Here is a 22,463-nt window from a genome sequence, read left to right on the forward strand (position 1 = left end):
GAGCCGAGGCATCGCTCAGCAACCGCCCCCATCTACCTGGAGACGACATGGAATTCGGCGCCGTCCTGCAGAACGACCCGCCCGCCTCGCGCGTGGTGCACCTCGCCAAGCTCGCCGAGCAGCACGGCTTCAGCCACGTCTGGACGTTCGACTCGCACCTGCTCTGGCAGGAGCCGTACGTGATCTTCAGCCAGATCCTCGCGGAGACGCGCAGGATCAAGGTCGGTCCGTTCGTCACCAATCCGGCGACGCGCGACTGGACCGTCACCGCGTCGATGTACGCGACCCTCAACGAGATGTACGGCAACCGCACGGTGTGCGGCATCGGCCGCGGCGACTCCGCCGTGCGCGTGCTGAACGGCCGGCCGTCGTCGCTCGCGGAGCTCCGGCAGGCGATCCACGTCATCCGGGAGCTCGGCAACTCGCGCGCGGTCGAGATCAACGGATCGATGCTGCGCTTCCCGTGGTCGCAGGGCAGCGAGCTGGAGGTGTGGGTCGCCGCCTACGGCCCCCAGGCGCTCGCCCTGACGGGCGAGGTCGCCGACGGATACATCCTGCAGCTGGCCGACGTGGACGTCGCCAAGTGGATGATCGCGAGCGTGCGCGAGGCCGCCGAGCGGGCGGGGCGCGATCCGGATGCGATCACGTTCTGCGTGGCCGCACCGTTCTACGTGGGCGACGACCTCGAGCACATGCGCGCGCAGACGCGGTGGTTCGGCGGCATGGTCGGCAACCACGTGGCCGAGATCGTCCGGCGCTATGGCGCATCCGGAGCCGTGCCGAAGGCCCTCACCGACTACATCGAGGGCCGCACGGGCTACGACTACAACTCGCACGGCCGGGCGGGAAACGATCACGTCGACTTCGTGCCGGACGAGATCGTCGACCGGTTCTGCGTGCTCGGCACGGCGTCCGACCACATCGCGAAGCTCGAGGAGCTCAAGTCGATCGGCGTCGACCAGTTCGCCGGCTACCTGCAGCACGACGCCAAGGAGGAGACCCTCCGCGTCTACGGCGAGACGGTCATCCCCGCGTTGCGCGAGAAGGTGACGGCGAAGGCATGACCGCCCTCCCCGCCCGCGGTGGACGCCGCCCCGCCACGGCCTGGCTGTGGGGCGCGCTGGGGATCGTCGCGCTCGCGGCGGCGTGGGAGCTGTACAAGGCCGCCGGCCCCGCAGACGGCCTGATGCTGGGCGACACCCGCGTGCTGCCGCGCACGAGCGATCTCGCGATGCCGCACGTGTGGGACATGGTGATCCGCTTCTTCGCCGGCGAGACGCGCGCGACGACCGCCGAGCCGCTCTGGCTGGTCGTGGTCCAGGCGTCTCTGGTCACCCTCGGGATCGCCGCAGCGGGGCTCGTCGCCGGCCTCGCCCTGGGATTCGCGCTGGCTCTCGCGATGCTGTCGCTCCGACCGGTGCGCTGGGGCCTGCTGCCGTGGATCATCCTGAGCCAGACGGTTCCGCTCATCGCGTTCGCGCCGCTGGTGCGATCGTGGGGCTCGCAGATCGAGATCGGCGCGTTCGAGTGGCAGGACTGGATGAGCGTGGCGCTGATCGCGAGCTACCTCGCGTTCTTCCCCGTCGCGGTCGGCGCGCTCGCCGGCCTCGACGCCCCCGACCGCATCCATCTCGAGCTGATGCGCACCTACGGCGCCGGATGGTGGCGCACGCTCCTCGCCCTGCGGCTGCCGGCATCCGTCCCGTATCTGCTCACGGCGCTGCGGCTCGCCGCGGCGAACGCGATCGTGGGCGCCGTGGTGGCGGAGGTCTCCACGGGCATGCAGGGCGGCATCGGCCGGATGATCATCCAGTTCGCCGGGCAGGCGTCCGGTGACCCCGCGAAGGCCTGGGCGCCGATCTTCGGCGCGATCGCGCTGGGCCTCATCGGCGCCGGATCCGTGGCGCTGCTCGGGTGGCTGCTGAAGGACTACCGACGCGTGGAGGTGACGTCGTGATGACGGAGGTGACAGGGCAGGACGCGCCGGCCGTCGCGGTGAGCGGCGTCGACAAGGCGTTCGCGACCAGGGGCGGCGAGGTGCACGCGCTGCACGCGGTGGACCTCGAGGTCGCCGCGGGCGAGTTCGTGTCGCTCATCGGGCCGTCCGGCTGCGGCAAGTCGACGCTGCTGCGTCTCATCGCCGATCTCGACCAGCCCTCGGCGGGAACGATCGAGGTGTTCGGCAAGCCGACCCGCCGGGCCAGGCTCGACCACGACTACGGCATGGCGTTCCAGCAGGCCGGGCTCCTGCCCTGGCGGACCGTTGCCGAGAACGTCGCCCTGCCGCTGCAGCTGCACGGGACGGCGGCGCCCGAGCGGCGCGCGCGGGTGGCCGAGCTGCTCGAGATGGTCGGCCTGAGCGACTTCGCCGACCGGCATCCCGACCAGCTGTCGGGTGGCATGCAGCAGCGCGTCGCGATCGCGCGGGCCCTCGCCGAGAGCCCCCGCCTGCTGCTGATGGACGAGCCGTTCGGCGCGCTCGACGAGATGACGCGCGAGCGGATGCAGACCGAGCTGCTGCGGATCAGCGCCGAGACCGGGGCGGCCGTCGTGTTCGTGACGCACTCCATCCCGGAGGCGGTCTACCTGTCCGACCGCGTCGTCGTGATGTCGCCACGCCCGGGCCGCATCAGCGAGATCGTGCCGATGCGTCTGCAGGGCACGGCCGCCCGCACCGAGGAGCTGCGCGAGGACGCCTCCTACTTCGACATGATCACCGCCGTCCGCGAGGCGCTGCACGGGCACGCGTCCGTCGTCGCGCGCGGCGTGGAGACGCGCTGATGGCGACCGCTGCCACCGTCATCACGGCCCCGCGGCGGCTCCTGGAGCCGCGGCGCGACGGGGTGTCCGGATGGGGCACGATCGCCGCCCCGCTCGCGATCGGCCTGGTCGCGCTGGGAGCGTGGCAGCTGCTCGTCGGCGTCGGCGCCGTCGACGACTACGTGCTGCCGAGTCCCGCCGCCATCGCGACCGAGACGGCGGCCTTCCTGCCGGCGATCATCGAGGGCGCGGGCGTGACCGGCCTCAACGCCCTCCTCGGGCTGATCGCGGGAACGCTGGTCGGCATCGCGCTCGCGGCGGTCGCCGCCGCCGCGAAGCCGGCCGCCGGCATGCTCGCCCCGATCGTCGCCGCGCTCGCGGTCATCCCGATCGTGGCGCTCGCCCCGGTGCTCAACACGATGTTCGGGGCCGACAGCCAGGTCGGGCGCCAGGCGATCGCCGGGATCGCCGCCTTCACGCCGGTGTTCCTGAACACGCTGCGCGGCCTGCGCCAGGCGCGCCCCGTGCACCGCGACCTGATGCGCGTGTTCGCCGCGACGCCGTGGCAGGCGTTCCGCGCCGTGACCCTGCCGACCGCGACGCCGCACGTGTTCACCGGCATCCGGATCGCGAGCTCGCTCGCGGTCATCTCCGCGCTCGTCGCGGAGTACTTCGGCGGCCCCCGCGGCGGCCTCGGCGGGCTGATCTCGACCTACGCCGCTCAGAGCGCGTACGCGCGCAGCTGGGCCTTCGTCGTCGGCGCGGTCGCGCTCGGCGTCGTGTTCTACGTCGTCGCATCCGTCGTCGAGAGGCTCGCGTCCCGGCACGCGACGTCCGTCTGACGGATCCGTCCCCCGACCGCTCCACCATCCCGTCTCACCCGACCCGCACCACCCGACATCTCCGAGGAGAACCCATGAGGCACCGTTTCGGCCGGATCGCGGCCATCTCCGCGGCGGGACTCGCCGCCGCCATCGCCCTGACGTCCTGCGCGGCATCCGCCCCGACGGACGGCGGCGGTGACGCCGCCCCCAGCGAGGGAGCGGCCGAGCTCACGCCCATCAAGCTGCAGCTGCAGTGGCTGCCCCAGGCGCAGTTCGCCGGCTACTACGCCGCGCTCTCGCAGGGGTACTTCGAGGAGGAGGGCCTCGAGGTCGAGATCATCCCGTCCGGCGGCGACATCGTGCCGCAGGACGCGCTCGCGAACGGCGACGTCGACTACGCCGTGGCATGGGTGCCCAAGGTGCTCGGCTCGATCGAGGCCGGCGCGAACCTGACGAACATCGCGCAGATCTTCCAGCGCTCCGGCACCCTCCAGGTCGCCTGGGCGGACTCGGGGATCGAGTCGGTGGACGACTTCGAGGGCAAGAAGATCGGCTCGTGGGGCTTCGGCAACGAGTGGGAGATCTTCGCCGCGATGGCGGCCGAGGGCCTCGACGCGACGAGCGTCGAGATCATCACGCAGTCGTTCGACATGAACGGCTTCCTCGCCGGCGACATCGACGCGGCGCAGGCGATGACCTACAACGAGTGGGCGCAGCTGCTCGAGACCCCGGACCCCGAGACCGGTGAGCTGTACACCGAGGACGACTTCTCGGTCATCTCGTACGAGGACACCGAGGGCGCCATGCTGCAGGACGCCCTGTGGGCCGACACCGAGCGGCTCGAGAGCGACGCGGAGTACGCCGAGACCACGGTGAAGTTCCTGCGCGCGGTCATCAAGGGCTGGGTCTTCGCCCGCGACGACGCCGAGGCGGCCGCCGCGCTGACGATCGAGAACGGCTCCAGCTGGGGTCCCAGCCACGAGCTGTGGATGGCCAACGAGACGAACAAGCTCATCTGGCCGGCCGAGAACGGCATCGGCGTGATCGACGAGGCCGCGTGGGACAAGACGGTCGCGGGCGCGCTCGCCGCCGTCAACGAGCAGGGCGCGCACCTGATCACGGAGGAGCCGCCCGCGACCGCGTACTCGAACGAGTACATCGAGGAGGCCGTCGCCTCGCTCGAGGAGGAGGGCGTCGATGTCACGGGCGCGGACTTCGCGCCGATCGACGTCGAGCTCACCGAGGGCGGTCAGTAAGAACCGGCGCCCGGCCGGGGAGCCGTTCCCCGGCCGGGCCACCGCCCTCGCACCGACCCACCGAAGGACACATCTTGAGCGACACCCAGCGCACCCTCGACCTCGACCGCGCCCACGTCTTCCACTCCTGGTCCGCACAGGCGGCGCTGAACCCCCTCGCGATCGCAGGCGGCATGGGGTCCGAGGTCTGGGACTTCGAGGGAAACCGTTACCTCGACCTGTCGAGCCAGCTCGTCAACGTCAACATCGGCTACGGGCATCCGCGTGTCGTCCGGGCGATCCAGGATCAGGCCGCGACGCTCGCGACCGTGGGCCCCGCCGCGGCGAACCTGACCCGCGGCGAGGCGGCCCGACGCATCGTCGAGAAGGCCGGGCCCGGCTTCGAGAAGGTGTTCTTCACCAACGGAGGCGCGGACGCGAACGAGAACGCGATCCGGATGGCACGGCTGTACACGGGGCGCGACAAGGTGCTCAGCCACTACCGCAGCTACCACGGCAACACCGGCTCCGCGATCGCGTCGACGGGGGACTGGCGCCGCGTGCCGAACGAGTACGCGCGCGGCCACGTCCACTTCTTCGGGCCGTTCCTGTACCGCACGGAGTTCTGGGCCGAGACCGAGGAGCAGGAGTGCGAGCGCGCCCTGCGGCACCTGCACCGCACGATCCAGGCCGAGGGGCCCGAGTCCATCGCGGCCGTGCTGCTCGAGGGCATCCCCGGCACGGCGGGCGTGCTCGTGCCGCCCGCCGGCTACCTCGCGGGGGTCCGGGAGCTCTGCGATCGGTACGGGATCCTCCTGATCCTGGACGAGGTGATGTCCGGCTTCGGCCGCACCGGCACGTGGTTCTCGTGGCAGAGCGAGCGCACCAACCCGACCGGCGTCGTCCCCGACATCGTGACCTTCGCCAAGGGCGTCAACTCCGGGTACGTGCCGGTGGGCGGCGTCCTGCCCCGGGGCGACATCGCGCGCCACTTCGACGACCGCGTGTTCCCCGGCGGCCTGACGTACTCCGGCCATCCGCTCGCCGCCGCGTCGATCGTGGCCGCGCTCGACGCCATGACCGAGGAGGGGATCGTCGAGCATGCCGCGCTCATCGGCCGGGACGACCTCGGCCCCGGACTCGCCGCCCTCGCGGCGAAGCACGACGTGATCGGCGAGGTGCGCGGGCTCGGCGTCTTCTGGGCCCTCGACCTGGTCGCCGATCGGGACACCCGCCAGCCGCTGCCCGCGGCCGACATCGCGCGGATCAAGGCCACCATGCTCGCGGAGGGCGTCCTGCCGTTTACCGCGGACAACCGGCTGCACGTCGTGCCGCCCTGCATCATCACCCCCGCCGAGGTCGTGCTCGGCCTCGCGGCGATCGACGCCGCGCTGTCGGCGCTCTGAGCGGAGGGAGCAGCCGCATGATCTCTGCCGAGCAGCCCCTGCGCGCCCTCGTCACCGGGGCATCGAGCGGCATCGGCGCCGCCACGGTGCGCCGACTGCGCGCCGAGGGCTGGGACGTGGTCGCGTCCGCGCGGCGCCGCGACCGCCTCGAGGCGCTCGCCGCCGAGACGGGGGCCCGGATCGTCGTCGCCGACCAGACCGACCCGGGGTCGATCGACGCCCTGCGCGACGCCGTGCTCGCGACGGGCCCGCTGCACGCGCTGGTGAACAACGCCGGCAACGCGTACGGCCTCGAGCCGGTCGAGACCGGAGCGCTCGAGAAGTGGCGCGCGATGTACGAGCTCAACGTGCTCGGCACCCTGCGGGTGACGCAGGCGCTCCTGCCCGCGCTGCGCGCATCCGGCCGCGGCGATCTGCTGACGGTCACCTCCACCGCGGCCCACGGAGCCTACCCGGGCGGCGCCGGCTACACGGGCGTGAAGCACGCCGAGCGCATGATGGTGAACACGCTCCGGCTCGAGCTCGCGGGCGAGCCGATCCGCGTGATCGAGATCGCTCCCGGCAACGTCGAGACCGAGTTCTCGCTCGTCCGCTTCGACGGAGACGCCGAGCGGGCCGCGGCCGTGTACGCGGGCTACGACCCCCTGGTCGCCGAGGACGTGGCCGATGCGATCGCCTGGGCGCTGTCACGTCCGCACCATGTGAACGTCGACACGATGATCATCCGGCCCCGCGCGCAGGTCTCCAACACCCGGATCGCCCGCACGAGCTGAGGCGGCGGTCAGCTCACGACGGTGATCGCGAAGACCGGATGATCGTGCGCGACGGCGGCGAAGGCCGCGAGGTCGGCGTCCGGCGGCGCGGTGGGGAAGCGCGAGCGGACGATCGGGATCTGCTGCACGTAGTGCTTGAGGACCGGCGCCGCGGCCTCCGGACCGAGCTCCTCCGCGCGGATCCGCTCGGCATCCGCTCCGCGCTGCAGCGTCGCCTCGCCGACCACGCGCAGGTTCCGCACCCAGCCGACCGGGCCGTACGGGGCCACGAGGTAGCGGCGGCCGCCGACCACGACGGGCGTCACCGGCACGGTGCGCGGCTCGCCGCTGCGGCGCCCGGCGACCGTGAGCGACGTGATCCCGCCCGGCGCGATGCCGCGGCGAGCGAGCGCCGCCATGATCCGGTCGATGCGACGCCGCACGGGTGTGCCGTTGTACGTGTCCGTCATGCGGACAGGGTAGGCCCGACCGGTCCGGATGCCCATAGCCTGGGACCATGCCATTGACCGGGGAGTACCTGCCGTCGACCGCCGAATGGGCCCGCACGCAGGCCGAGACGTACGAGGCGACGAACGGCGCCGAGGCGAATCTGCTGCGCGGCGTGCCGGTGATCGTCCTGACGACCGTCGGCGCGAAGAGCGGCGGCCTGCGCAAGACCGCACTGATGCGCGTCGAGCACGACGGCCGCTACGCCGTCGTCGCCTCGAAGGGCGGTGCGCCGCAGCCGCCGCAGTGGTACCACAACGTCCGCGCGAACCCGCACGTCGAGCTGCAGGACGGCGCGGACAGGCGCGACTACACGGCGCGGGAGCTGGACGGCGCCGAGTACGACGAGTGGTGGCAGCGCGCCGTGGCGGTCTGGCCCGACTACGCCGAGTACCAGAAGAAGACGGACCGCCGGATCGCCGTGTTCGTGCTGGAGCCGCAGGACGCCTGACCCGATGTTCCACTTCGCGCCGCTCTGCGGGCGCAAACGGGCCGGAACTGGGACACGCGCGACCGGATAAGGGCCGCACGCGGGACATGCCGGGGGCGGAGCGCCGCCCCGGCGACGCGGGCGTGCGCACGTAGAGTCGATGCGTCATGCATCGCTTCCTCGTCGCCCTGCTCGCAGCCCTGGATGCCGCCGTGTCGGCGATCGTGGGATGGGCCGCCGTCCTCGCGCCGCTGATGGTGATGTGGGTGTTCGCGTTCGGCGGGCTCGCCGACTGGTCGGCGCTGTGGCCCGCGTCCGTGCGCATCTGGCAGCTCGGCAACTTCGTGCCCCTCGTGCTCACGCTCGACGGCGACTTCCTGGTCGCGACGGGGCTGCCGGAGGAGGCCGGATCCTTCGTCCTCTCGATCGCGCCGCTCGCGTTCGCCGTGCTGATCGCGGTGTTCGCGGCGCGATCCGGACGCCGGGCGCTGCGCTCCGGGCGCTGGTTCACGGGCGTCGTCGCGGGCACGGCCACGACGGCGATCGCCGCCACGGTCGGCAATCTCACCGCCGGCAGCAACCCCGTGACGTCCGTCGAGCCGTGGCAGGCGATCCTGCTGCCGACGCTGCTGTACGCGATCCCGATGCTGCTCGGCGCCGTCACCGGCGCGTGGAGCGAGGGCGACGACGGCGTCGTCGACCGGCTGCATGACGCGGCCGATCGTCTCCCGGCGGGCTGGCGCGAGTTCCCCGCGCTGATGATGCGCGGCGGCGGGATGGCGCTCGCGGGCGTGATCGGCTTCGCGGCGCTCGCGATCGCCGTGGCGGTGCCGTTCAGCGGGGGCCGGGTGATCGCCCTGTACGAGGCGTCGCAGGTCGACCTGACCGGATCCATCCTGCTCACGATCGCGCAGTTCGCGTATCTGCCGACCCTGATCGGCTGGGCCGTGGCGTGGATCGCCGGGCCCGGCTTCATGTTCGGCGCCGGCACCGGGGTGTCGCCCGCCGCGACGCAGCTCGGCGTGCTGCCGGGCGTGCCGATGCTGGGCCTGATCCCCGAGCACGGCTCGCCCCTGCTGCTGCTCGCCGTGCTCGCGCCCGTCGTCGCCGGGGCGATCGCCGGATGGGGCGTGCGCATCGCGTTCCGCGCCGAGGCGCACGCGGAGGGATCGGACCACGAGCCGGTCGTTCCGCGCGTCATGCTCGCAGCCGGGATCGCCGTGATCGCCGGCGCCGGCGCGGCGCTGATCGCGGCGCTGACGTCCGGATCGCTGGGACCGGGCCGCCTCGCGCAGGCCGGCCCCGAGCCGGGCGCGATCGCGCTGGCGACCGGGCTCGAGGTGATGCTGGGCGCGGCCATCCTGCTGCTCGCCCCCCGCGCCTACGAGCAGCGCCTCGACCGCTGGGTGCGCGGCGAGGACGAGGACGAGCCCGCGGATCGGCGGAATACTGCCGCGCCGGTAGACTGACCGAGTGCTGTCGGTCGTCGTCCTCATCTCGGGCGCGGGCTCGAATCTCCGGGCCCTCCTCGAGGCGGCGGACGACCCCGGATACCCGGCTCGCATCGTCGCCGTGGGCGCCGACCGCGCCGCCGCCGGCCTCGCGCACGCCGAGGCGCAGGGGATCCCCGCCTTCGTGGTGCCGTTCCGCGAGTACGCGAGCCGCGAGGAGTGGGCCGAGGAGCTCGGGCGCCGCCTCGACGAGATCCAGCCCGACCTGATCGTGCTCAGCGGCCTGATGCGCCTGCTGCCGTCCGCGCTCGTCGCGCGCTGGCAGCCGCGCATCATCAACACCCACCCGGCGTACCTGCCCGAGTTCCCCGGCGCGCACGGCGTGCGCGACGCGCTCGCCGCCGCGGCCGAGCAGACCGGCGCCAGCGTGATCGTCGTGGACGACGGCGTCGACACCGGCCCGATCCTGGCGCAGGAGCGCATCCCCGTGCTGCCCGGCGACACCGAGGACACCCTGCACGAGCGCATCAAGCCCGTCGAGCGCCGCCTGCTGATCGACGTCGTGCGCCGCATCGCGACCGGCGAGCTCGCCCTCACCGCGACATCCTGACCCCGCCCGCCGATCCGCGACCGGATCGGCGATCCGCCTCACCCGAAGGAGCACCCTATGGCCGGCCCTCGTCACGACCCCTCGCTCTACCGCGACCGCGACCTGGTGCCGATCCGGCGCGCGCTCGTGTCGGTCAGCGACAAGACCGACCTGCTGCGGATCGCGGAGGCGCTCGCGGGAGCGGGCGTGGAGATCGTGTCGACCGGATCGACGGCCGCGACCATCCGCGACGCCGGTTACGAGGTCACGGACGTGGCGTCGGTCACGGGTGTCCCGGAGATGCTCGACGGCCGCGTCAAGACACTGCACCCGAACGTGCACGGCGGCCTGCTCGCCGACCTGCGCCTCGAGAGCCACGAGGCGCAGCTCGCCGACTTCGACATCGCGCCGTTCGAGCTCGTGGTCGTGAACCTGTACCCGTTCGTCGAGACCGTGAAGTCGGGCGCGCAGGGCGACGACGTCGTCGAGCAGATCGACATCGGGGGGCCCGCGATGGTGCGCGCGTCCGCGAAGAACTTCGCCAACGTCGCGATCGTCGTCTCGCCCGAGTCGTACCCCGCGATCATCCAGGCCGTGGCGGACGGCGGCACGTCGCTGTCGCAGCGCCGCGAGCTCGCCGCGCGCGCGTTCGCGCACACCGCCGCGTACGACACCGCTGTGGCGCAGTGGTTCGCCGAGGAGACCCTCGCCGGCGAGATCGACCTGCCCGACCACCTCACGATCCAGGCCGAGAAGCTGTCCAACCTGCGCTACGGCGAGAACTCGCACCAGCGCGCCGCGATCTACTCCCGCGTCGGCGGGCACGGCATCGCCCAGGCCACGCAGATCCAGGGCAAGGAGATGTCGTACAACAACTACGTCGACGCGGATGCCGCCCTGCGCGCCGCGTACGACATGGTGCTGCCCGCCGTGGCGATCATCAAGCACGCCAACCCGTGCGGCCTCGCGGTCGCCGCGCCCAACGCGCTCGACCCGATCGCGAGCGCGCACCTGCGCGCGCACGAGTGCGATCCGGTCTCCGCGTTCGGCGGCGTGATCGCGGCGAACCGCCCCGTGACGCTGAAGATGGCCGAGAATCTGCGCGACATCTTCACCGAGGTGATCGTGGCGCCCGACTTCGAGCCCGCCGCGCTGGAGGTGTTCGCCGAGAAGAAGAACCTGCGCCTGCTGAAGCTGCCGGCCGACTGGCGCCAGGAGGGCATGGACGTGCGCCTCGTCTCGGGCGGCCTGCTGCTGCAGGACGCCGACCGCTTCCCCGAGGACGACTTCGAGTCGGTCGCCGCGAACTGGCAGCTGGTGGCCGGCGAGCAGCCCGAGGACGTGTCGATCCAGGATCTCGTGTTCGCGTGGAAGTCGTGCCGCGCCGTGAAGTCGAACGCCATCGTGCTGGCGAAGAACGGCGCCACGGTCGGCGTCGGCATGGGCCAGGTGAACCGCGTCGACTCGTGCCGCCTCGCGGTCGAGCGCGCGGGCGACCGCGCGAGCGGATCCGTCGCGGCTTCGGACGCCTTCTTCCCGTTCTCGGACGGGCCCGAGGTGCTGATGAACGCGGGCGTGAAGGTCATCATCCAGCCCGGCGGATCCGTCCGCGACGAGGAGACCATCGCCCTGGCGAAGGAGCGCGGCGTCGCGATGTACTTCACGGGCGAGCGCCACTTCTTCCACTGAGTCCCTGGCCGCCCGGGCGTCGAGCGGAGCGAAACGCAGCATCGGAAACGGCGCGGTGGTCGTCCACGGCGTGGGTTCCGCGCGTGCGCTGTCCCCATCCGTGTGCTTCGGCGATCCGGAGCGCGCTCGGGGTGCAGGCTCGCAGCATCTCAGTCGTCGGGAACTCGGCTCGGTCGTCGGAGCGACGGGGCTGGTGAGGTGCGGGAGGCTCACCGGTGCACATCCGCCCCACGGATCCGACGACTGAGCGCCGGATCCGACGACTGACGCAGCTTATACGCTCGCGGATCGCGTCTGGCAACCCCCTCGGCTTCGTCGCCTGAACCGGTTCAAATGGACTGAACCGGTTCAAGCGAAGGGGCTCCATGACCGTGCAGCGACGTCCCACGATCGCGGATGTCGCGCGCCACGCGGGCGTCAGCAAGGGGCTGGTGTCCTACGCGCTGAACGACCGGCCGGGAGTCTCGAGCGACAGTCGGAAGCGGATCCTGGAGGCCGCGAGCGACCTCGGATGGACACCCAGCCTGCGCGCGCGGTCGCTCAGCACCGGGCGGTCCTTCGCGTGCGGCGTCGTCGTGGGACGCAGCCCCGACGTGATCGCGGCCGACCCCTTCTTCCACTCGCTCATCGCGGGGCTCGAGGACGTGTTCGCCGTCTCGGGCCAGGTGCTCGTGCTCGCCGTCGCGACGCCCGGGCGCAAGGAGGCCGAGACGTACCGCGGCCTCGCGGACGACCGCCGCGTCGACGGCGTCGTGCTCACCGACCTGCGCGCGGGCGACCAGCGCATCGCGCTCGTCCAGCGCCTCGGGCTGCAGGCCGTGACGCTCGGGCGCCCCGACGTCGAGAGCCCGTTCTCGTCGGTGTCGGTCGACGACGGCGCCGGCATCCGCAGCGCGGTCGCGCACCTCGCGGCGCTCGGCCACCGCCGGGTCGCGCACGTGGCGGGCCCCCCGAGCATGATGCACGGCCAGCGCCGCGCCGACGCGTTCCTGGCCGCGGCCGCCGACGCGGGCCTGGATCCGGTCGTGGTGGCCACCGACTTCAGCGCCGCCGAGGGCGCGGAGGCGACCCAGCGGCTGCTGAGCGGCGGCGACCGGCCCACCGCCATCGTCTACTCGAACGACCACATGGCCGTCGCGGGGCTGGGCGTCGCCCAGCGGCTCGGCCTGCGCGTGCCCGACGACCTGTCGATCACCGGATTCGACGACACGGATCTCGGACGCTACATCCATCCGTCGCTGACGTCGGTCGCCACCGACGCACGCGCCTGGGGCTCGGCCGCCGGCCGCGCGCTGCTCGACGCGCTCTCGGGTGCGGCGCCCACGCACGCCGACCTCGCCGAGCCCACCCTCATCATCCGCGAGTCGACCGGACCCGCACCCTCATCACCTCGACGCGGCTGACGCCGCACCACAGCAAGGAGCCGGAACAATGCAACGACGCATCATCCTCGCGGCCGCAGCGGCCGCCGGTGCCCTCACCCTCACCGCCTGCACCGGCGGGGGAGGCGGTGGTGGCGGCGGCGGTGGGGACATGGACAGCCGCGGCGAGATCACCATCTGGTACTCCAACAACGAGGCCGAGATCGCCTGGGGCGAGCAGATGGTCGAGGCCTGGAACGCCGACCACCCCGACGAGCAGGTCAAGGCGCAGGAGATCCCCGCCGGCGCCTCGAGCGAGGAGGTCATCGGCGCCGCCATCACGGCCGGCAACGCGCCGTGCCTGGTGTTCAACACCTCGCCCGCGGCCGTGCCGCAGTTCCAGAAGCAGGGCGGCCTCGTGAACCTCTCGGAGTTCGAGGACGGCGACGACTACATCACCGAGCGCAGCGGCGACCTGGCCGAGCAGTACCGCTCCGACGACGGCGGGCTCTACCAGATGCCGTGGAAGTCGAACCCCGTGATGATCTTCTACAACAAGGCCCTGTTCGAGCAGGCGGGCCTGGATCCCGAGAACCCGGAGCTGTCGACGTACGACGAGTTCCTCGACACGGCGCGGGCGCTGAAGGAGGCGGATGTCGCGCCCTACGCGATCAACCCCGCGCCCACCAGCGAGTTCTTCCAGCCGTGGTTCGACTTCTACCCGCTGTACGCCGCGCAGACCGGCGGCACGCAGCTGGTGGAGGACGGCAAGGCCACCTTCGACAGCGACGACGGCCGCGCGGTGGCCGAGTTCTGGCGCACGCTCTACGAGGAGCAGCTCGCCGGCCAGGAGCAGTACCAGGGCGACGCGTTCGCCGACGGCCACGCCGCCATGGCGATCGTCGGACCGTGGGCGATCTCGGTGTACGGCGAGGACGTCGAGTGGGGCGCCGTGCCCGTGCCGACGGCCGAGGGCACCGCGCCCGAGGAGACCTGGACGTTCAGCGATGCCAAGAACGTCGGCCTGTTCACGGCGTGCGACAACAAGGCCACCGCGTGGGACGTGCTGAAGTTCGCCACGAGCGAGGAGCAGGACGGCGTGTGGCTCGAGGAGACCGGGCAGATGCCGCTGCGCCAGAACCTGACCGAGACGTACCCGGACTACTTCGCGGACAACCCCGCCTACGAGCAGTTCGGCGACCAGGCGTCGCGCACCGTCGAGGTGCCGAACGTGCCGAACTCGGTCGAGATCTGGCAGGCGTTCCGCGACGGCTACTCGTCCGCGGTCATCTTCGGCGAGGGCAGCGTGGACGACTTCCTGACCGACACCGCGGCGGAGATCGACGGCCTGGCCGGGGGAAGCTGACATGACCGCCCTCGCCCCGGAGCGCACCGGGAGCGATCCCGGTGCACCCGGGACCTCGCCGCCGCGGCGCCGGCGCGGTCGGACGGGCCGGGGACAGCAGCCGCTCGGCATGCTGTTCTCGGCGCCGTACGTCGTGTTCATCGCGCTCGTGTTCGCGTGGCCGATCGTGTTCGCGGTGTGGATGTCGTTCCAGGACTACTTCTTCGCCGCCCCCGGCGCGGTCGTCGACCGGCCGTTCGTCGGCCTCGACAACTACGCCGCGGTCATCCAGGATCCCGCCGTGTGGCAGTCGTTCCGCAACGTCGGGGTGTTCCTGCTCATCAACGTGCCGCTGACCGTGGTGCTCTCGATCGTGCTCGCGACCGCGCTGGATCGCGTCGTGCACGCCCGCACGTTCTTCCGCGTCAGCTACTACGTGCCGTACGTCACGGCGTCCGTCGCGGTCGTCGCGGTGTGGCTGTTCCTGTTCTCGCGCGGCGGGCTCGTGAACAACGTGCTCGGCCCCCTCGCACCGGATCCGTCGTGGTTCGTCAACAGCGCGCTCGCGATGCCGGTCATCGCGCTGTTCGTGACGTGGAAGGGACTCGGGTTCTACATCCTGCTGTACCTCGCGGCGCTGCAGAACGTGCAGAAGGAGCTGTACGAGTCGGTGTCGGTCGACGGCGGCGGGCGGCTGCGGCAGTTCTTCTCCGTGACCGTGCCCGGCGTCCGCCCGGCCACCCTGCTGGTGGTGCTGCTCGCGACCATCACGGGCGCGAACCTCTTCACCGAGCCGTACCTGCTCACCGGCGGCGGCGGCCCGAACGGGGCGTCGACCTCGCCCGTGCTGCTGATCTACCAGCGCGGCATCGAGCAGGGGAATCCGGATGTCGCCGCGGCGATCGGAGTGATCCTGATCGTGTTCGTGCTGATCATCGCGGCGCTGCAGCGCCGGTTCGTGGGCGGGGAGGAGTCATGAGGCGCGCGCTCGGGAGCAGGGCCGCCCTGTACGTCATCCTCGCGGTGGGCGCGCTGGTGTTCCTCTTCCCCTTCTACTACATGGTGATCGGATCGCTGCAGACGGACGTCGACACGTCCGTGCGGGGCGCGTTCCCGGATCCGGCGAACCTGTCGTTCGACAACTACGTCGCGATCAACGAGCGCATCTCGCTGCTGCAGGGGCTCGCGAACTCGGGCATCTTCACCGGCGGTGTCCTGCTCGGCACCATCGTGTTCGGGGTGCTCGCGGGCTACGCGCTCGCGGTGCTGCAGTGGCGGGGTCGGGGGACGCTGTTCGGGATCGCACTGCTCGTGCAGGTGATCCCGTTCCAGCTGCTGATGATCCCGCTGTACGTGCTGATCGCGCGCGACTACGGGCTGTCCGACAACTACCTCGGCATGATCCTGCCGTTCTTCATCAACTCGACGGCGGTGGTCATCTTCCGGCAGTACTTCCTGCAGCTGCCGGCCGATCTGTTCTCCGCCGCGCGCATCGACGGCGCGGGGGAGTTCCGCCTGCTGTGGAGCATCGCGCTGCCGCTCGTGCGGCCCGCGCTGCTCACTGCCGTGCTGCTGACCGTGATCGGCCCGTGGAACGAGTTCCTGTGGCCGTTCCTCATCACGAAGGAGGCCTCGATGCAGCCGCTGGCGGTGTCGCTGGCCAACTTCATCTCGAACGTCGCCGCGTCCACGTCCAACCCGTTCGGGGCGATGATGGCCGGCGCCGTGGTGCTCGCGGTGCCCGCCGTGACGCTGTTCATCGTGTTCCAGCGGTACTTCACCACGAACGACCTCGGATCCGGAGTGAAAGGATGACAATGCCTCACATCCCCTATCGGCTGACCCGCGCCGGCATCGTGATGACCCCCGAGCCCGGCGATCCGCTCGAGGCGGAGGGCGTGCTCAACCCCGCCTCCGGGCGCGGGCCCGACGGCGAGCTCTACCTGCTGCCGCGCCTCGTCGCGGAGGGCAACGTCTCGCGCGTCGGCCTCGCGCGCGTCATCGTGGAGGACGGCGTGCCGGTCGGCGTCGAGCGCGAGGGCGTCGTGCTGGAGCCGGATCGCGGCTGGGAGCGCGGCGTCGGCAACGCCGGCGTCGAGGATCCGCGCACCACCTGGATCGACGCGCTCGGCCTGCACGTCATGACGTACGTCGCGTACGGGCCGCTCGGACCGCGCACCGCGCTCGCCGTGTCGGAGGACCTGCGCGCATGGCGGCGGCTCGGGCCGGCGCTGTTCCGGTACGACGAGGCGCTCGACATGGACCTCAACCTGTTCCACAACAAGGACACGGTGTTCTTCCCCGAGCCCGTCACGGCGCCCGACGGCACCAAGGCGCTCGCGGTGCTGCACCGCCCGATGTGGGACCTGGGGGAGACCAAGCCCGGCCAGGGCGTGCGGGTCCCCGCGGGGATCACCGACGAGCGGCAGTCGATCTGGATCAGCTACGTGCCGCTCGGCGCGGTCCGCGCCGACCTCGCGAACCTCGCGCTGTGGGAGCAGCACCGCTTCGTCGCGGGCCCCGAGTTCCCGTTCGAGGAGCTGAAGATCGGCGGCGGCCCGCCGCCCCTGCGCGTGCCCGAGGGCTGGCTCGTGCTGCACCACGGCGTGACGGGCGTGATCGACAGCGCGTTCTCGCAGCAGCAGAAGGTCAACTACGCCGCCGGCGCGCTGCTGCTGGACGCCGAGGATCCGAGTCGCGTGCTCGCGCGCACGCCGGAGCCCCTGCTCGCCCCCGAGACGGACGACGAGCGCAGCGGCATCGTGCCGAACGTCGTCTTCCCCACCGCGATCGAGGAGATCGACGGACGGCTGTTCGTGTTCTACGGCATGGCCGACTCCAAGATCGGCGCCGCTCTGCTCGAGCGCACCGACTGATCCGCACCACCCGGATCCGCACCACCCGGATCCGCGACGAAGGAACGAAGATGTTCACGATCGCACGACGGCGCGCACGTGCCACGGCTCTCGCCGCGGCCGCCGCGCTCGCGCTCACCCTGGGCCTCGCGCAGCCCGCGACGGCCGCGCCCGGAGAGGTCGAGGCCGCCAGGTCAGCGGCCGCTCCGCTGACGAACCTCGCCCACCTCGACTTCCTGCTCGACGAGGTGCGGCCGCCCGGGGAGGACGGTCACACGACCTATCGCTTCGCGGGGGAGCCGGCGTTCGTGCTGCCATGGACCTACGCCGATGCCCGGGATGGCGGCACGTTCGAGCGCGTCGGCGGCGGCGCGTTCGACCCCGCGACGGGGGAATGGGGCCAGGGGGCGTTCAACGCCGACGACATCTCGCGCGCCGCGGTCGTGTACCTGCGCCACTGGCGGCAGACGGGCGACGACGACAGCCGTGACACGGCCTACCAGCTGCTCCGGGGGCTGGCCTACCTGCAGACGGTCGATGGGCCGAACGCCGGCAACGTCGTGCTGTGGATGCAGCCGGACGGCACACTAAATCCCTCCGCGGATCCGGTCGAGCTGCCGGATCCGTCCGACTCCGGCGCGAGCTACTGGCTCGCGCGCACGATCTGGGCGTTCGGCGAAGGGTACGCGGCGTTCGAGCGGGAGGATCCGGCGTTCGCCGCCTTCCTGGAGGACCGGCTCGCGCTGGCCGTGGACGCCGTGCAGCGCCAGGTGCTCGTCCGCTACGGCGAATGGACCGAGAGCGACGGCAAGCGCGTGCCGGCGTGGCTGATCGCGAACGGCGCGGACGCCTCGGGTGAGGCGGTGCTCGGACTGGCGGCGCGCGTCGAGGCGCAGCCGCGCGACCGCGACGCCGCCGACGCGCTGCGCAAGCTCGCGCGGGGGATCGCGGCGATGGCGGAGGGCGACGTCGGCTCCTGGCCCTACGGCGCGATCCTGCCGTGGACCGAGTCGCGCAGCATGTGGCACGCGTGGGGCGGGCAGGCGCCGGCGGCGCTCGCCGAGGCCTCCATGACGCTGCACGACCGCTCGCTCGCGAAGCCGGCGATCCGGGACGCGGCGGTGTTCACCCCAACGCTCATCACCGCCGGCGGCCCGGACAACGGCTGGTACCCGAGCCCGACCGACCGCGTCCAGCTCGCGTACGGCGCCGACTCGCGCGTGCAGTCGCTGCTCGCCGTCGCGGACGCGACCGGATCGCGCGGGTTCGAGCAGCTGGCGGCGATCCAGGCCGCGTGGTTCTTCGGCGCGAACCGCGCGGGCGTGCAGATGTACGACCCCGCGACCGGCATCGCGTACGACGGCCTGCAGCCCGACGGCTCGGTCAATCGCAACAGCGGCGCCGAGAGCACGATCCACGGCCTGCTCACGATGCTCGCGCTGGACGCGCATCCGGATCTCGCCGCGCGCGCCGCGTCCGTCGCCACGATCGAGGAGCAGGACGGCCTGCGCCTGGTCGAGGCGGAGAGCGCGACGGAGACCGACGGCACGCTGTCGACGCCCGAGTCGTGGACGGGCGAGTCGAGCTGGTCCGGACAGGCGCTCACGCTCGAACGCGGGCAGCACGCCGTGTTCGACCTCGGAGCCGGCCGGGTCCGGGTGGAACCCGTGGTCTGGACCGAGCCGGGGGAGCGCACGACCTCCACGTGGGGCGCGCTCGGCACGCTCCGCACCGCGGGCCCGGATCAGGGAATATCGCCCACCCCGGGAGTGCTGCTGCCGTGGTCGCTGCGCTCGCCCGCGCGGGGCGACCAGGCGCGCGTCGAGGTGAGACACGGCACGCTCGCGCTCGACGGGCTGCTCGTGCGGCCGCTGGTGTCGCGCCTGACACTCACGGGCACGGGCGGCACGACCCGGCTGCTGCACTCGGCGGCGGACACCCCGCAGCCGATCCGCATCGCCCGCGGCGCGAGGGTCGACGTGTACGACGCGAACGGCGCCCCGGTGCGCAGCGCGACCGTCCTGCCCCCGGGAGGCTTCGCCATCGTGACCCGCTGAGGCTGCGGTCGCGAACGGGCACGTGGTGCGATGAGCGGACGAGCGCGGGCGATGAGCTGGAACGTCTGGTGGCGGTTCGGCGGGGACTGGAGGGCGCGGCACCGGGGTCAGCTCCGCCTGCTCGAAGAGGTCCGCCCGGACCTCGTCGGCATCCAGGAGTGCTGGGGCACCGCCGGAGGCACGCAGGCGGATGCGTTCGCCGAGGTGCTGGGCGCGCACGCCGCGTTCGTGAAGGTGGGCCTTCCGCCCGAGCCGGAACCGAGGGAGACGCCCGATCAGGAGGGCGTCGTGATGGGCCTCGGGCTCGTCAGCCGCTGGCCGATCGCCGAGGTCGTGGCCGCTCCCATGCCCTCGGCGGGGCGAGACCTCTCCGCCCTGGTCGCCACGGTCGCTCATCCGCTCGGCGCGGTTCGCGTCGTGGTGGGCGTGACGAGCTGGGAGCCCGAGCGGGAGCCGGAGACGGCCGCGCAGGTCGCCGAGCTCCAGCGCCTCGTCGTCGCGGGAGCCGACGACCGCGACCCTCCCAGCCTCCTCCTCGCCGATCTCAACTACGACCGATCCCAGGCGCCGCTTGCCGCGTTGCGGCTGGAGGACGCGTGGGATGCCGCGGACGCCGGCGCAGACGAGCGCACCCTCAGCTCGACCAACCGGTTCGCCCCGCCCGAGGCGGAGGCGCAGTACGACCGCCGCATCGACCACGTCCTCTTCCGGCAGGGGCGCGCCGGAGCGCGAGCGGCGAACGCGTTCATCGTGCGCAGCGAGCCGGGCGGTCTGCCGCCGTCGGATCACTATCCGCTCGTCGCCGACATCGGGTGGCCGGCGGGGTGACGGCCGTGGCGACGTGCGGTCGTCGGATCCTGCGCCCGGTCGTCGGATGGCGCGCTCATCTGTCGGATCGGTGGGGCCGGTGAGGCCCGTGAGGCTCAGGACGCGACATCCGCACCACCGGTCCGACGACCGAGCGCCGTCGCCGACGACCGAGCGCGCCCGCGCCGGAGAGCCCCACTGCCGTGTCCGAAAACCGCCAGCCGGGGTCATCCGGGCGTGACAGGCTGGACGCATGAGCCCGAACATGACCTTCGACCAGCGGTACGCGGCGATCAGCGCGCGCGACGTGCGATTCGACGGCCAGTTCGTGACGGCGGTGCGCTCGACGGGCATCTACTGCCGGCCGTCGTGCCCCGCGCGCACGCCCAAGGAGGCCAACGTCGCGTTCTACCCGACGAGCGCCGCGGCGCACGAGGCGGGGTACCGGGCATGCAAGCGGTGCCTGCCGGAGGCGGCTCCCGGATCGCCCGACTGGAATCTTCGCGGGGACGTCGCCGGGCGCGCGATGCGGCTGATCGCCGACGGCGTGGTCGAGCGCGAGGGCGTCTCCGGCCTGGCCGCCCGTCTGGGCTACTCGAGCCGCCACCTCACGCGCGTGCTCGCGGCGGAGCTCGGCGCGGGTCCCCTCGCCCTCGCCCGCGCGCACCGCGCCCACACCGCGCGGCTGCTGCTGGTCGGCACCGACCTCCCCGCCGCCGACGTGGCGTTCTCGGCCGGGTTCGCGAGCGTGCGGCAGTTCAACGACACCGTGCGCGAGGTCTTCGGCCTCACGCCGACCGAGCTCCGCGCGCGCCGCCGCGGCGCGGCAGTCGACCCGATCGGCCCGAATTCCGGCGGCAGCTCGGGCCGATCGGGTCAACAACTCGCCTCGCGCGTGCCGACCGGCATCGACCTCGCGCTGCCGTACCGCGAGCCGTTCGATCCCGCGGGCCTGTTCGCCTGGATGGGCGTGCGCGCGCTCGCCGGGGTCGAGGAGGGCGACGCGCTCTCCTTCTCTCGCACGCTGCGCCTGCCGCACGGACCCGCGTGGTTCCGGCTGTCGCACGAGCGCGGCCGCCTGCGGCTGCAGGCGAAGCTCGAGAGCCTCGCCGACCTGTCGACCCTCGTCGCCCGGGCCCGGCGGCTGTTCGATCTCGACGCCGATCCGCTCGCGATCGACGAGGCCCTGTCGCGGCATCCCGAGCTCGCCCGGCACGTCGCCGAGAACCCGGGCATCCGCCTCCCCGGCACCGCCGACCCGCACGAGCTGCTGATCCGCGCGATGGTCGGCCAGCAGATCTCCGTCGCCGCCGCCCGCACGCACCTCACGCGCCTCGCCGAGGCGCTCGGGGAGCGGGTCGCGCTCGCGGGCGAGGAGCGACTCCTGTTCCCGACCATGGCGGCCATCGCCGAGCGGGGGCCCGAGATCCTGCGCGGGCCCGCCGCCCGCGTCCGGGCGATCACCGGCGCCGCCGCGGCCCTCGCCTCGGGCGAGCTGTCGCTCACGACCGGCGACGCCGCCGCCGAGCAGCGCGCCGCGCTGATGGCCATGCCGGGCATCGGCGCCTGGACCGCCGACTACGTGCGGATGCGCGTGATCGGCGACCCGGACGTCGTGCTCACGGGCGACGTCGCCCTGCGCACGGGGGCCGCGCGCGCAGGGATCCCGGCCGAGCCGCGCGAGCTCGCGGCGTGGGCCGCCCGCACCGCGCCGTGGCGCTCCTACCTGTCCATGCACCTGTGGCGCCTGGCCGCCGGCCCCGCCGTTGCCGACCCCGCCCCGTCCCCGAAGGAGGCGCAATGACCGCCATCATCCAGACCCTCGACACCACCGACGGGCCGTTCACGCTCATCGCCGATGCGGATGGAGCCGTGCTCGCGTCCGGCTGGACGTCCGACGTCGAGGCGATGCGGAACCGGATCCATCCGGGCCTGCGTCCCGAGGGCGTCCGCGAGGGCGAGACCGCCGCGGCCGACGCCGTGCGCGCCTACTACGACGGCGACCTCGCCGCGATCGACGACGTGCCGGTGCGCCAGCGCGGCACCGATCTGCAGCTCGCCGGCTGGAAGGCGCTGCGCCGGATCGCACCCGGCGCGCCCCTGACGTACACGGGGTTCGCCGCGCGGCTCGGCTCGCCGCGCGCCGTGCGCGCCGCCGCGTCGATCTGCGCGCGCAACGCCCCGGCGCTGTTCGTGCCGTGCCACCGCGTGCTGCGCGGCGACGGCACCCTCGGCGGCTTCGCGTGGGGCCTCGACGTCAAGCGCGCGCTGCTCGCCCGCGAGGGCGGGACGCTGCTCTAGGCGGAACCGCCGGCGAAGCGTTGCGGCGGGGACGATTCTGGCAATAGGCTGAAAGGCTCCGCCCCTTCGGGCACAGACTCCCCCTTCGAGGATC

General features: G+C 72.6%; 21 protein-coding genes. 20 read left to right on the forward strand and 1 reads right to left on the reverse strand.

The features are described from left to right. The first annotated feature begins 47 nt into the window (after positions 1-47). The 7 genes from AAD528_RS06675 to AAD528_RS06705 all read left to right on the forward strand — a co-directional run bounded on the left by AAD528_RS06675 (position 48) and on the right by AAD528_RS06705 (position 6,998). On the forward strand, positions 48-1,064 hold the full coding sequence (locus AAD528_RS06675; RefSeq protein WP_345751288.1) for a TIGR03842 family LLM class F420-dependent oxidoreductase: 1,017 nt from the start codon (positions 48-50) through the stop codon (positions 1,062-1,064). Beyond that, positions 1,061-1,957, forward strand: a complete 897-nt coding sequence (locus AAD528_RS06680) for an ABC transporter permease (RefSeq protein WP_345751289.1) — start codon at positions 1,061-1,063, stop codon at positions 1,955-1,957. Before AAD528_RS06675 ends, AAD528_RS06680 begins: the two co-directional genes overlap by 4 nt. After that, on the forward strand, positions 1,957-2,781 hold the full coding sequence (locus AAD528_RS06685) for an ABC transporter ATP-binding protein (protein ID WP_345751290.1): 825 nt from the start codon (positions 1,957-1,959) through the stop codon (positions 2,779-2,781). The genes AAD528_RS06680 and AAD528_RS06685 overlap by 1 nt, the downstream gene beginning before the upstream one ends. Beyond that, positions 2,781-3,602 carry an ABC transporter permease gene (locus AAD528_RS06690; RefSeq protein ID WP_345751291.1) on the forward strand — a complete coding sequence of 274 codons (822 nt, stop codon included), beginning with the start codon at positions 2,781-2,783 and terminating at the stop codon, positions 3,600-3,602. Before AAD528_RS06685 ends, AAD528_RS06690 begins: the two co-directional genes overlap by 1 nt. 74 nt (positions 3,603-3,676) lie before the next feature. Next, positions 3,677-4,840 carry an ABC transporter substrate-binding protein gene (locus AAD528_RS06695; protein WP_345751292.1) on the forward strand — a complete coding sequence of 388 codons (1,164 nt, stop codon included), beginning with the start codon at positions 3,677-3,679 and terminating at the stop codon, positions 4,838-4,840. A 71-nt stretch (positions 4,841-4,911) separates the two neighbouring features. Next, positions 4,912-6,225 carry an aspartate aminotransferase family protein gene (locus tag AAD528_RS06700; RefSeq protein WP_345751628.1) on the forward strand — a complete coding sequence of 438 codons (1,314 nt, stop codon included), beginning with the start codon at positions 4,912-4,914 and terminating at the stop codon, positions 6,223-6,225. A 17-nt stretch (positions 6,226-6,242) separates the two neighbouring features. Continuing rightward, the gene (locus AAD528_RS06705) at positions 6,243-6,998 is read left to right on the forward strand and encodes an SDR family oxidoreductase (protein ID WP_345751293.1); all 756 of its coding nucleotides are present in this window, start codon (positions 6,243-6,245) and stop codon (positions 6,996-6,998) included. 8 nt (positions 6,999-7,006) lie between these two features. On the opposite strand, the gene AAD528_RS06710 is transcribed toward AAD528_RS06705, so the two are convergent. Then, positions 7,007-7,447: a nitroreductase family deazaflavin-dependent oxidoreductase gene (locus tag AAD528_RS06710; protein ID WP_345751294.1), complete on the reverse strand. Its 441-nt coding sequence runs from the start codon at positions 7,445-7,447 to the stop codon at positions 7,007-7,009. A gap of 47 nt (positions 7,448-7,494) precedes the next feature. On the opposite strand from AAD528_RS06710, the gene AAD528_RS06715 reads away from it, so the two are divergent. From AAD528_RS06715 to AAD528_RS06775, 13 genes are all read left to right on the forward strand, one after another. Further along, on the forward strand, positions 7,495-7,935 hold the full coding sequence (locus AAD528_RS06715) for a nitroreductase family deazaflavin-dependent oxidoreductase (protein ID WP_345751295.1): 441 nt from the start codon (positions 7,495-7,497) through the stop codon (positions 7,933-7,935). A gap of 146 nt (positions 7,936-8,081) precedes the next feature. Continuing rightward, positions 8,082-9,383, forward strand: coding sequence for a cell division protein PerM (locus AAD528_RS06720; RefSeq protein WP_345751296.1), 1,302 nt, complete (start codon positions 8,082-8,084; stop codon positions 9,381-9,383). Between the two features lie 4 nt (positions 9,384-9,387). Further along, positions 9,388-9,975, forward strand: coding sequence for a phosphoribosylglycinamide formyltransferase (gene purN / locus AAD528_RS06725; protein WP_345751297.1), 588 nt, complete (start codon positions 9,388-9,390; stop codon positions 9,973-9,975). Between the two features lie 57 nt (positions 9,976-10,032). Beyond that, entirely contained in the window at positions 10,033-11,643 is a 1,611-nt protein-coding gene (purH, locus tag AAD528_RS06730; protein WP_345751298.1) for a bifunctional phosphoribosylaminoimidazolecarboxamide formyltransferase/IMP cyclohydrolase, read from the forward strand. Between the two features lie 365 nt (positions 11,644-12,008). Then, positions 12,009-13,046, forward strand: coding sequence for a LacI family DNA-binding transcriptional regulator (locus AAD528_RS06735; RefSeq protein ID WP_345751299.1), 1,038 nt, complete (start codon positions 12,009-12,011; stop codon positions 13,044-13,046). 28 nt (positions 13,047-13,074) lie between these two features. After that, positions 13,075-14,370, forward strand: coding sequence for an extracellular solute-binding protein (locus AAD528_RS06740; protein ID WP_345751300.1), 1,296 nt, complete (start codon positions 13,075-13,077; stop codon positions 14,368-14,370). A 1-nt stretch (position 14,371) separates the two neighbouring features. Continuing rightward, a complete protein-coding gene (locus AAD528_RS06745; protein ID WP_345751301.1) occupies positions 14,372-15,328 on the forward strand; it encodes a carbohydrate ABC transporter permease in 957 nt (318 codons plus the stop codon). Then, positions 15,325-16,164 carry a carbohydrate ABC transporter permease gene (locus tag AAD528_RS06750; RefSeq protein WP_345751302.1) on the forward strand — a complete coding sequence of 280 codons (840 nt, stop codon included), beginning with the start codon at positions 15,325-15,327 and terminating at the stop codon, positions 16,162-16,164. Before AAD528_RS06745 ends, AAD528_RS06750 begins: the two co-directional genes overlap by 4 nt. A gap of 2 nt (positions 16,165-16,166) precedes the next feature. Then, entirely contained in the window at positions 16,167-17,225 is a 1,059-nt protein-coding gene (locus AAD528_RS06755; RefSeq protein ID WP_345751303.1) for a glycoside hydrolase family 130 protein, read from the forward strand. Positions 17,226-17,275: 50 nt separating this feature from the next. Beyond that, on the forward strand, positions 17,276-19,261 hold the full coding sequence (locus AAD528_RS06760) for a hypothetical protein (RefSeq protein WP_345751304.1): 1,986 nt from the start codon (positions 17,276-17,278) through the stop codon (positions 19,259-19,261). A gap of 51 nt (positions 19,262-19,312) precedes the next feature. Then, positions 19,313-20,089, forward strand: coding sequence for an endonuclease/exonuclease/phosphatase family protein (locus AAD528_RS06765; protein WP_345751305.1), 777 nt, complete (start codon positions 19,313-19,315; stop codon positions 20,087-20,089). Between the two features lie 232 nt (positions 20,090-20,321). Continuing rightward, on the forward strand, positions 20,322-21,872 hold the full coding sequence (locus AAD528_RS06770; protein ID WP_345751306.1) for an AlkA N-terminal domain-containing protein: 1,551 nt from the start codon (positions 20,322-20,324) through the stop codon (positions 21,870-21,872). After that, positions 21,869-22,369, forward strand: a complete 501-nt coding sequence (locus tag AAD528_RS06775) for a methylated-DNA--[protein]-cysteine S-methyltransferase (protein ID WP_345751307.1) — start codon at positions 21,869-21,871, stop codon at positions 22,367-22,369. The genes AAD528_RS06770 and AAD528_RS06775 overlap by 4 nt, the downstream gene beginning before the upstream one ends. The last annotated feature ends 94 nt before the right edge of the window (positions 22,370-22,463 follow it).

Source organism: Microbacterium rhizophilum (assembly GCF_039605615.1).
Classification (GTDB): domain Bacteria; phylum Actinomycetota; class Actinomycetes; order Actinomycetales; family Microbacteriaceae; genus Microbacterium; species Microbacterium rhizophilus.

Excerpts from the sequence above, each read along its gene's own strand:
- AAD528_RS06775 (WP_345751307.1), top strand. The coding sequence starts at position 21,869 with ATGACCGCCATCATCCAGACCCTCGACACCACCGACGGGCCGTTCACG.
- purH (WP_345751298.1), top strand. The coding sequence starts at position 10,033 with ATGGCCGGCCCTCGTCACGACCCCTCGCTCTACCGCGACCGCGACCTG.
- AAD528_RS06690 (WP_345751291.1), top strand. The coding sequence starts at position 2,781 with ATGGCGACCGCTGCCACCGTCATCACGGCCCCGCGGCGGCTCCTGGAG.
- AAD528_RS06705 (WP_345751293.1), top strand. The coding sequence starts at position 6,243 with ATGATCTCTGCCGAGCAGCCCCTGCGCGCCCTCGTCACCGGGGCATCG.
- AAD528_RS06760 (WP_345751304.1), top strand. The coding sequence starts at position 17,276 with ATGTTCACGATCGCACGACGGCGCGCACGTGCCACGGCTCTCGCCGCG.
- AAD528_RS06765 (WP_345751305.1), top strand. The coding sequence starts at position 19,313 with ATGAGCTGGAACGTCTGGTGGCGGTTCGGCGGGGACTGGAGGGCGCGG.
- AAD528_RS06745 (WP_345751301.1), top strand. The coding sequence starts at position 14,372 with ATGACCGCCCTCGCCCCGGAGCGCACCGGGAGCGATCCCGGTGCACCC.
- AAD528_RS06715 (WP_345751295.1), top strand. The coding sequence starts at position 7,495 with ATGCCATTGACCGGGGAGTACCTGCCGTCGACCGCCGAATGGGCCCGC.
- AAD528_RS06710 (WP_345751294.1), bottom strand. The coding sequence starts at position 7,447 with ATGACGGACACGTACAACGGCACACCCGTGCGGCGTCGCATCGACCGG.
- AAD528_RS06675 (WP_345751288.1), top strand. The coding sequence starts at position 48 with ATGGAATTCGGCGCCGTCCTGCAGAACGACCCGCCCGCCTCGCGCGTG.
- AAD528_RS06685 (WP_345751290.1), top strand. The coding sequence starts at position 1,957 with ATGACGGAGGTGACAGGGCAGGACGCGCCGGCCGTCGCGGTGAGCGGC.
- AAD528_RS06750 (WP_345751302.1), top strand. The coding sequence starts at position 15,325 with ATGAGGCGCGCGCTCGGGAGCAGGGCCGCCCTGTACGTCATCCTCGCG.
- AAD528_RS06720 (WP_345751296.1), top strand. The coding sequence starts at position 8,082 with ATGCATCGCTTCCTCGTCGCCCTGCTCGCAGCCCTGGATGCCGCCGTG.
- AAD528_RS06740 (WP_345751300.1), top strand. The coding sequence starts at position 13,075 with ATGCAACGACGCATCATCCTCGCGGCCGCAGCGGCCGCCGGTGCCCTC.
- AAD528_RS06695 (WP_345751292.1), top strand. The coding sequence starts at position 3,677 with ATGAGGCACCGTTTCGGCCGGATCGCGGCCATCTCCGCGGCGGGACTC.
- AAD528_RS06770 (WP_345751306.1), top strand. The coding sequence starts at position 20,322 with ATGAGCCCGAACATGACCTTCGACCAGCGGTACGCGGCGATCAGCGCG.
- AAD528_RS06680 (WP_345751289.1), top strand. The coding sequence starts at position 1,061 with ATGACCGCCCTCCCCGCCCGCGGTGGACGCCGCCCCGCCACGGCCTGG.
- AAD528_RS06735 (WP_345751299.1), top strand. The coding sequence starts at position 12,009 with ATGACCGTGCAGCGACGTCCCACGATCGCGGATGTCGCGCGCCACGCG.
- AAD528_RS06755 (WP_345751303.1), top strand. The coding sequence starts at position 16,167 with ATGCCTCACATCCCCTATCGGCTGACCCGCGCCGGCATCGTGATGACC.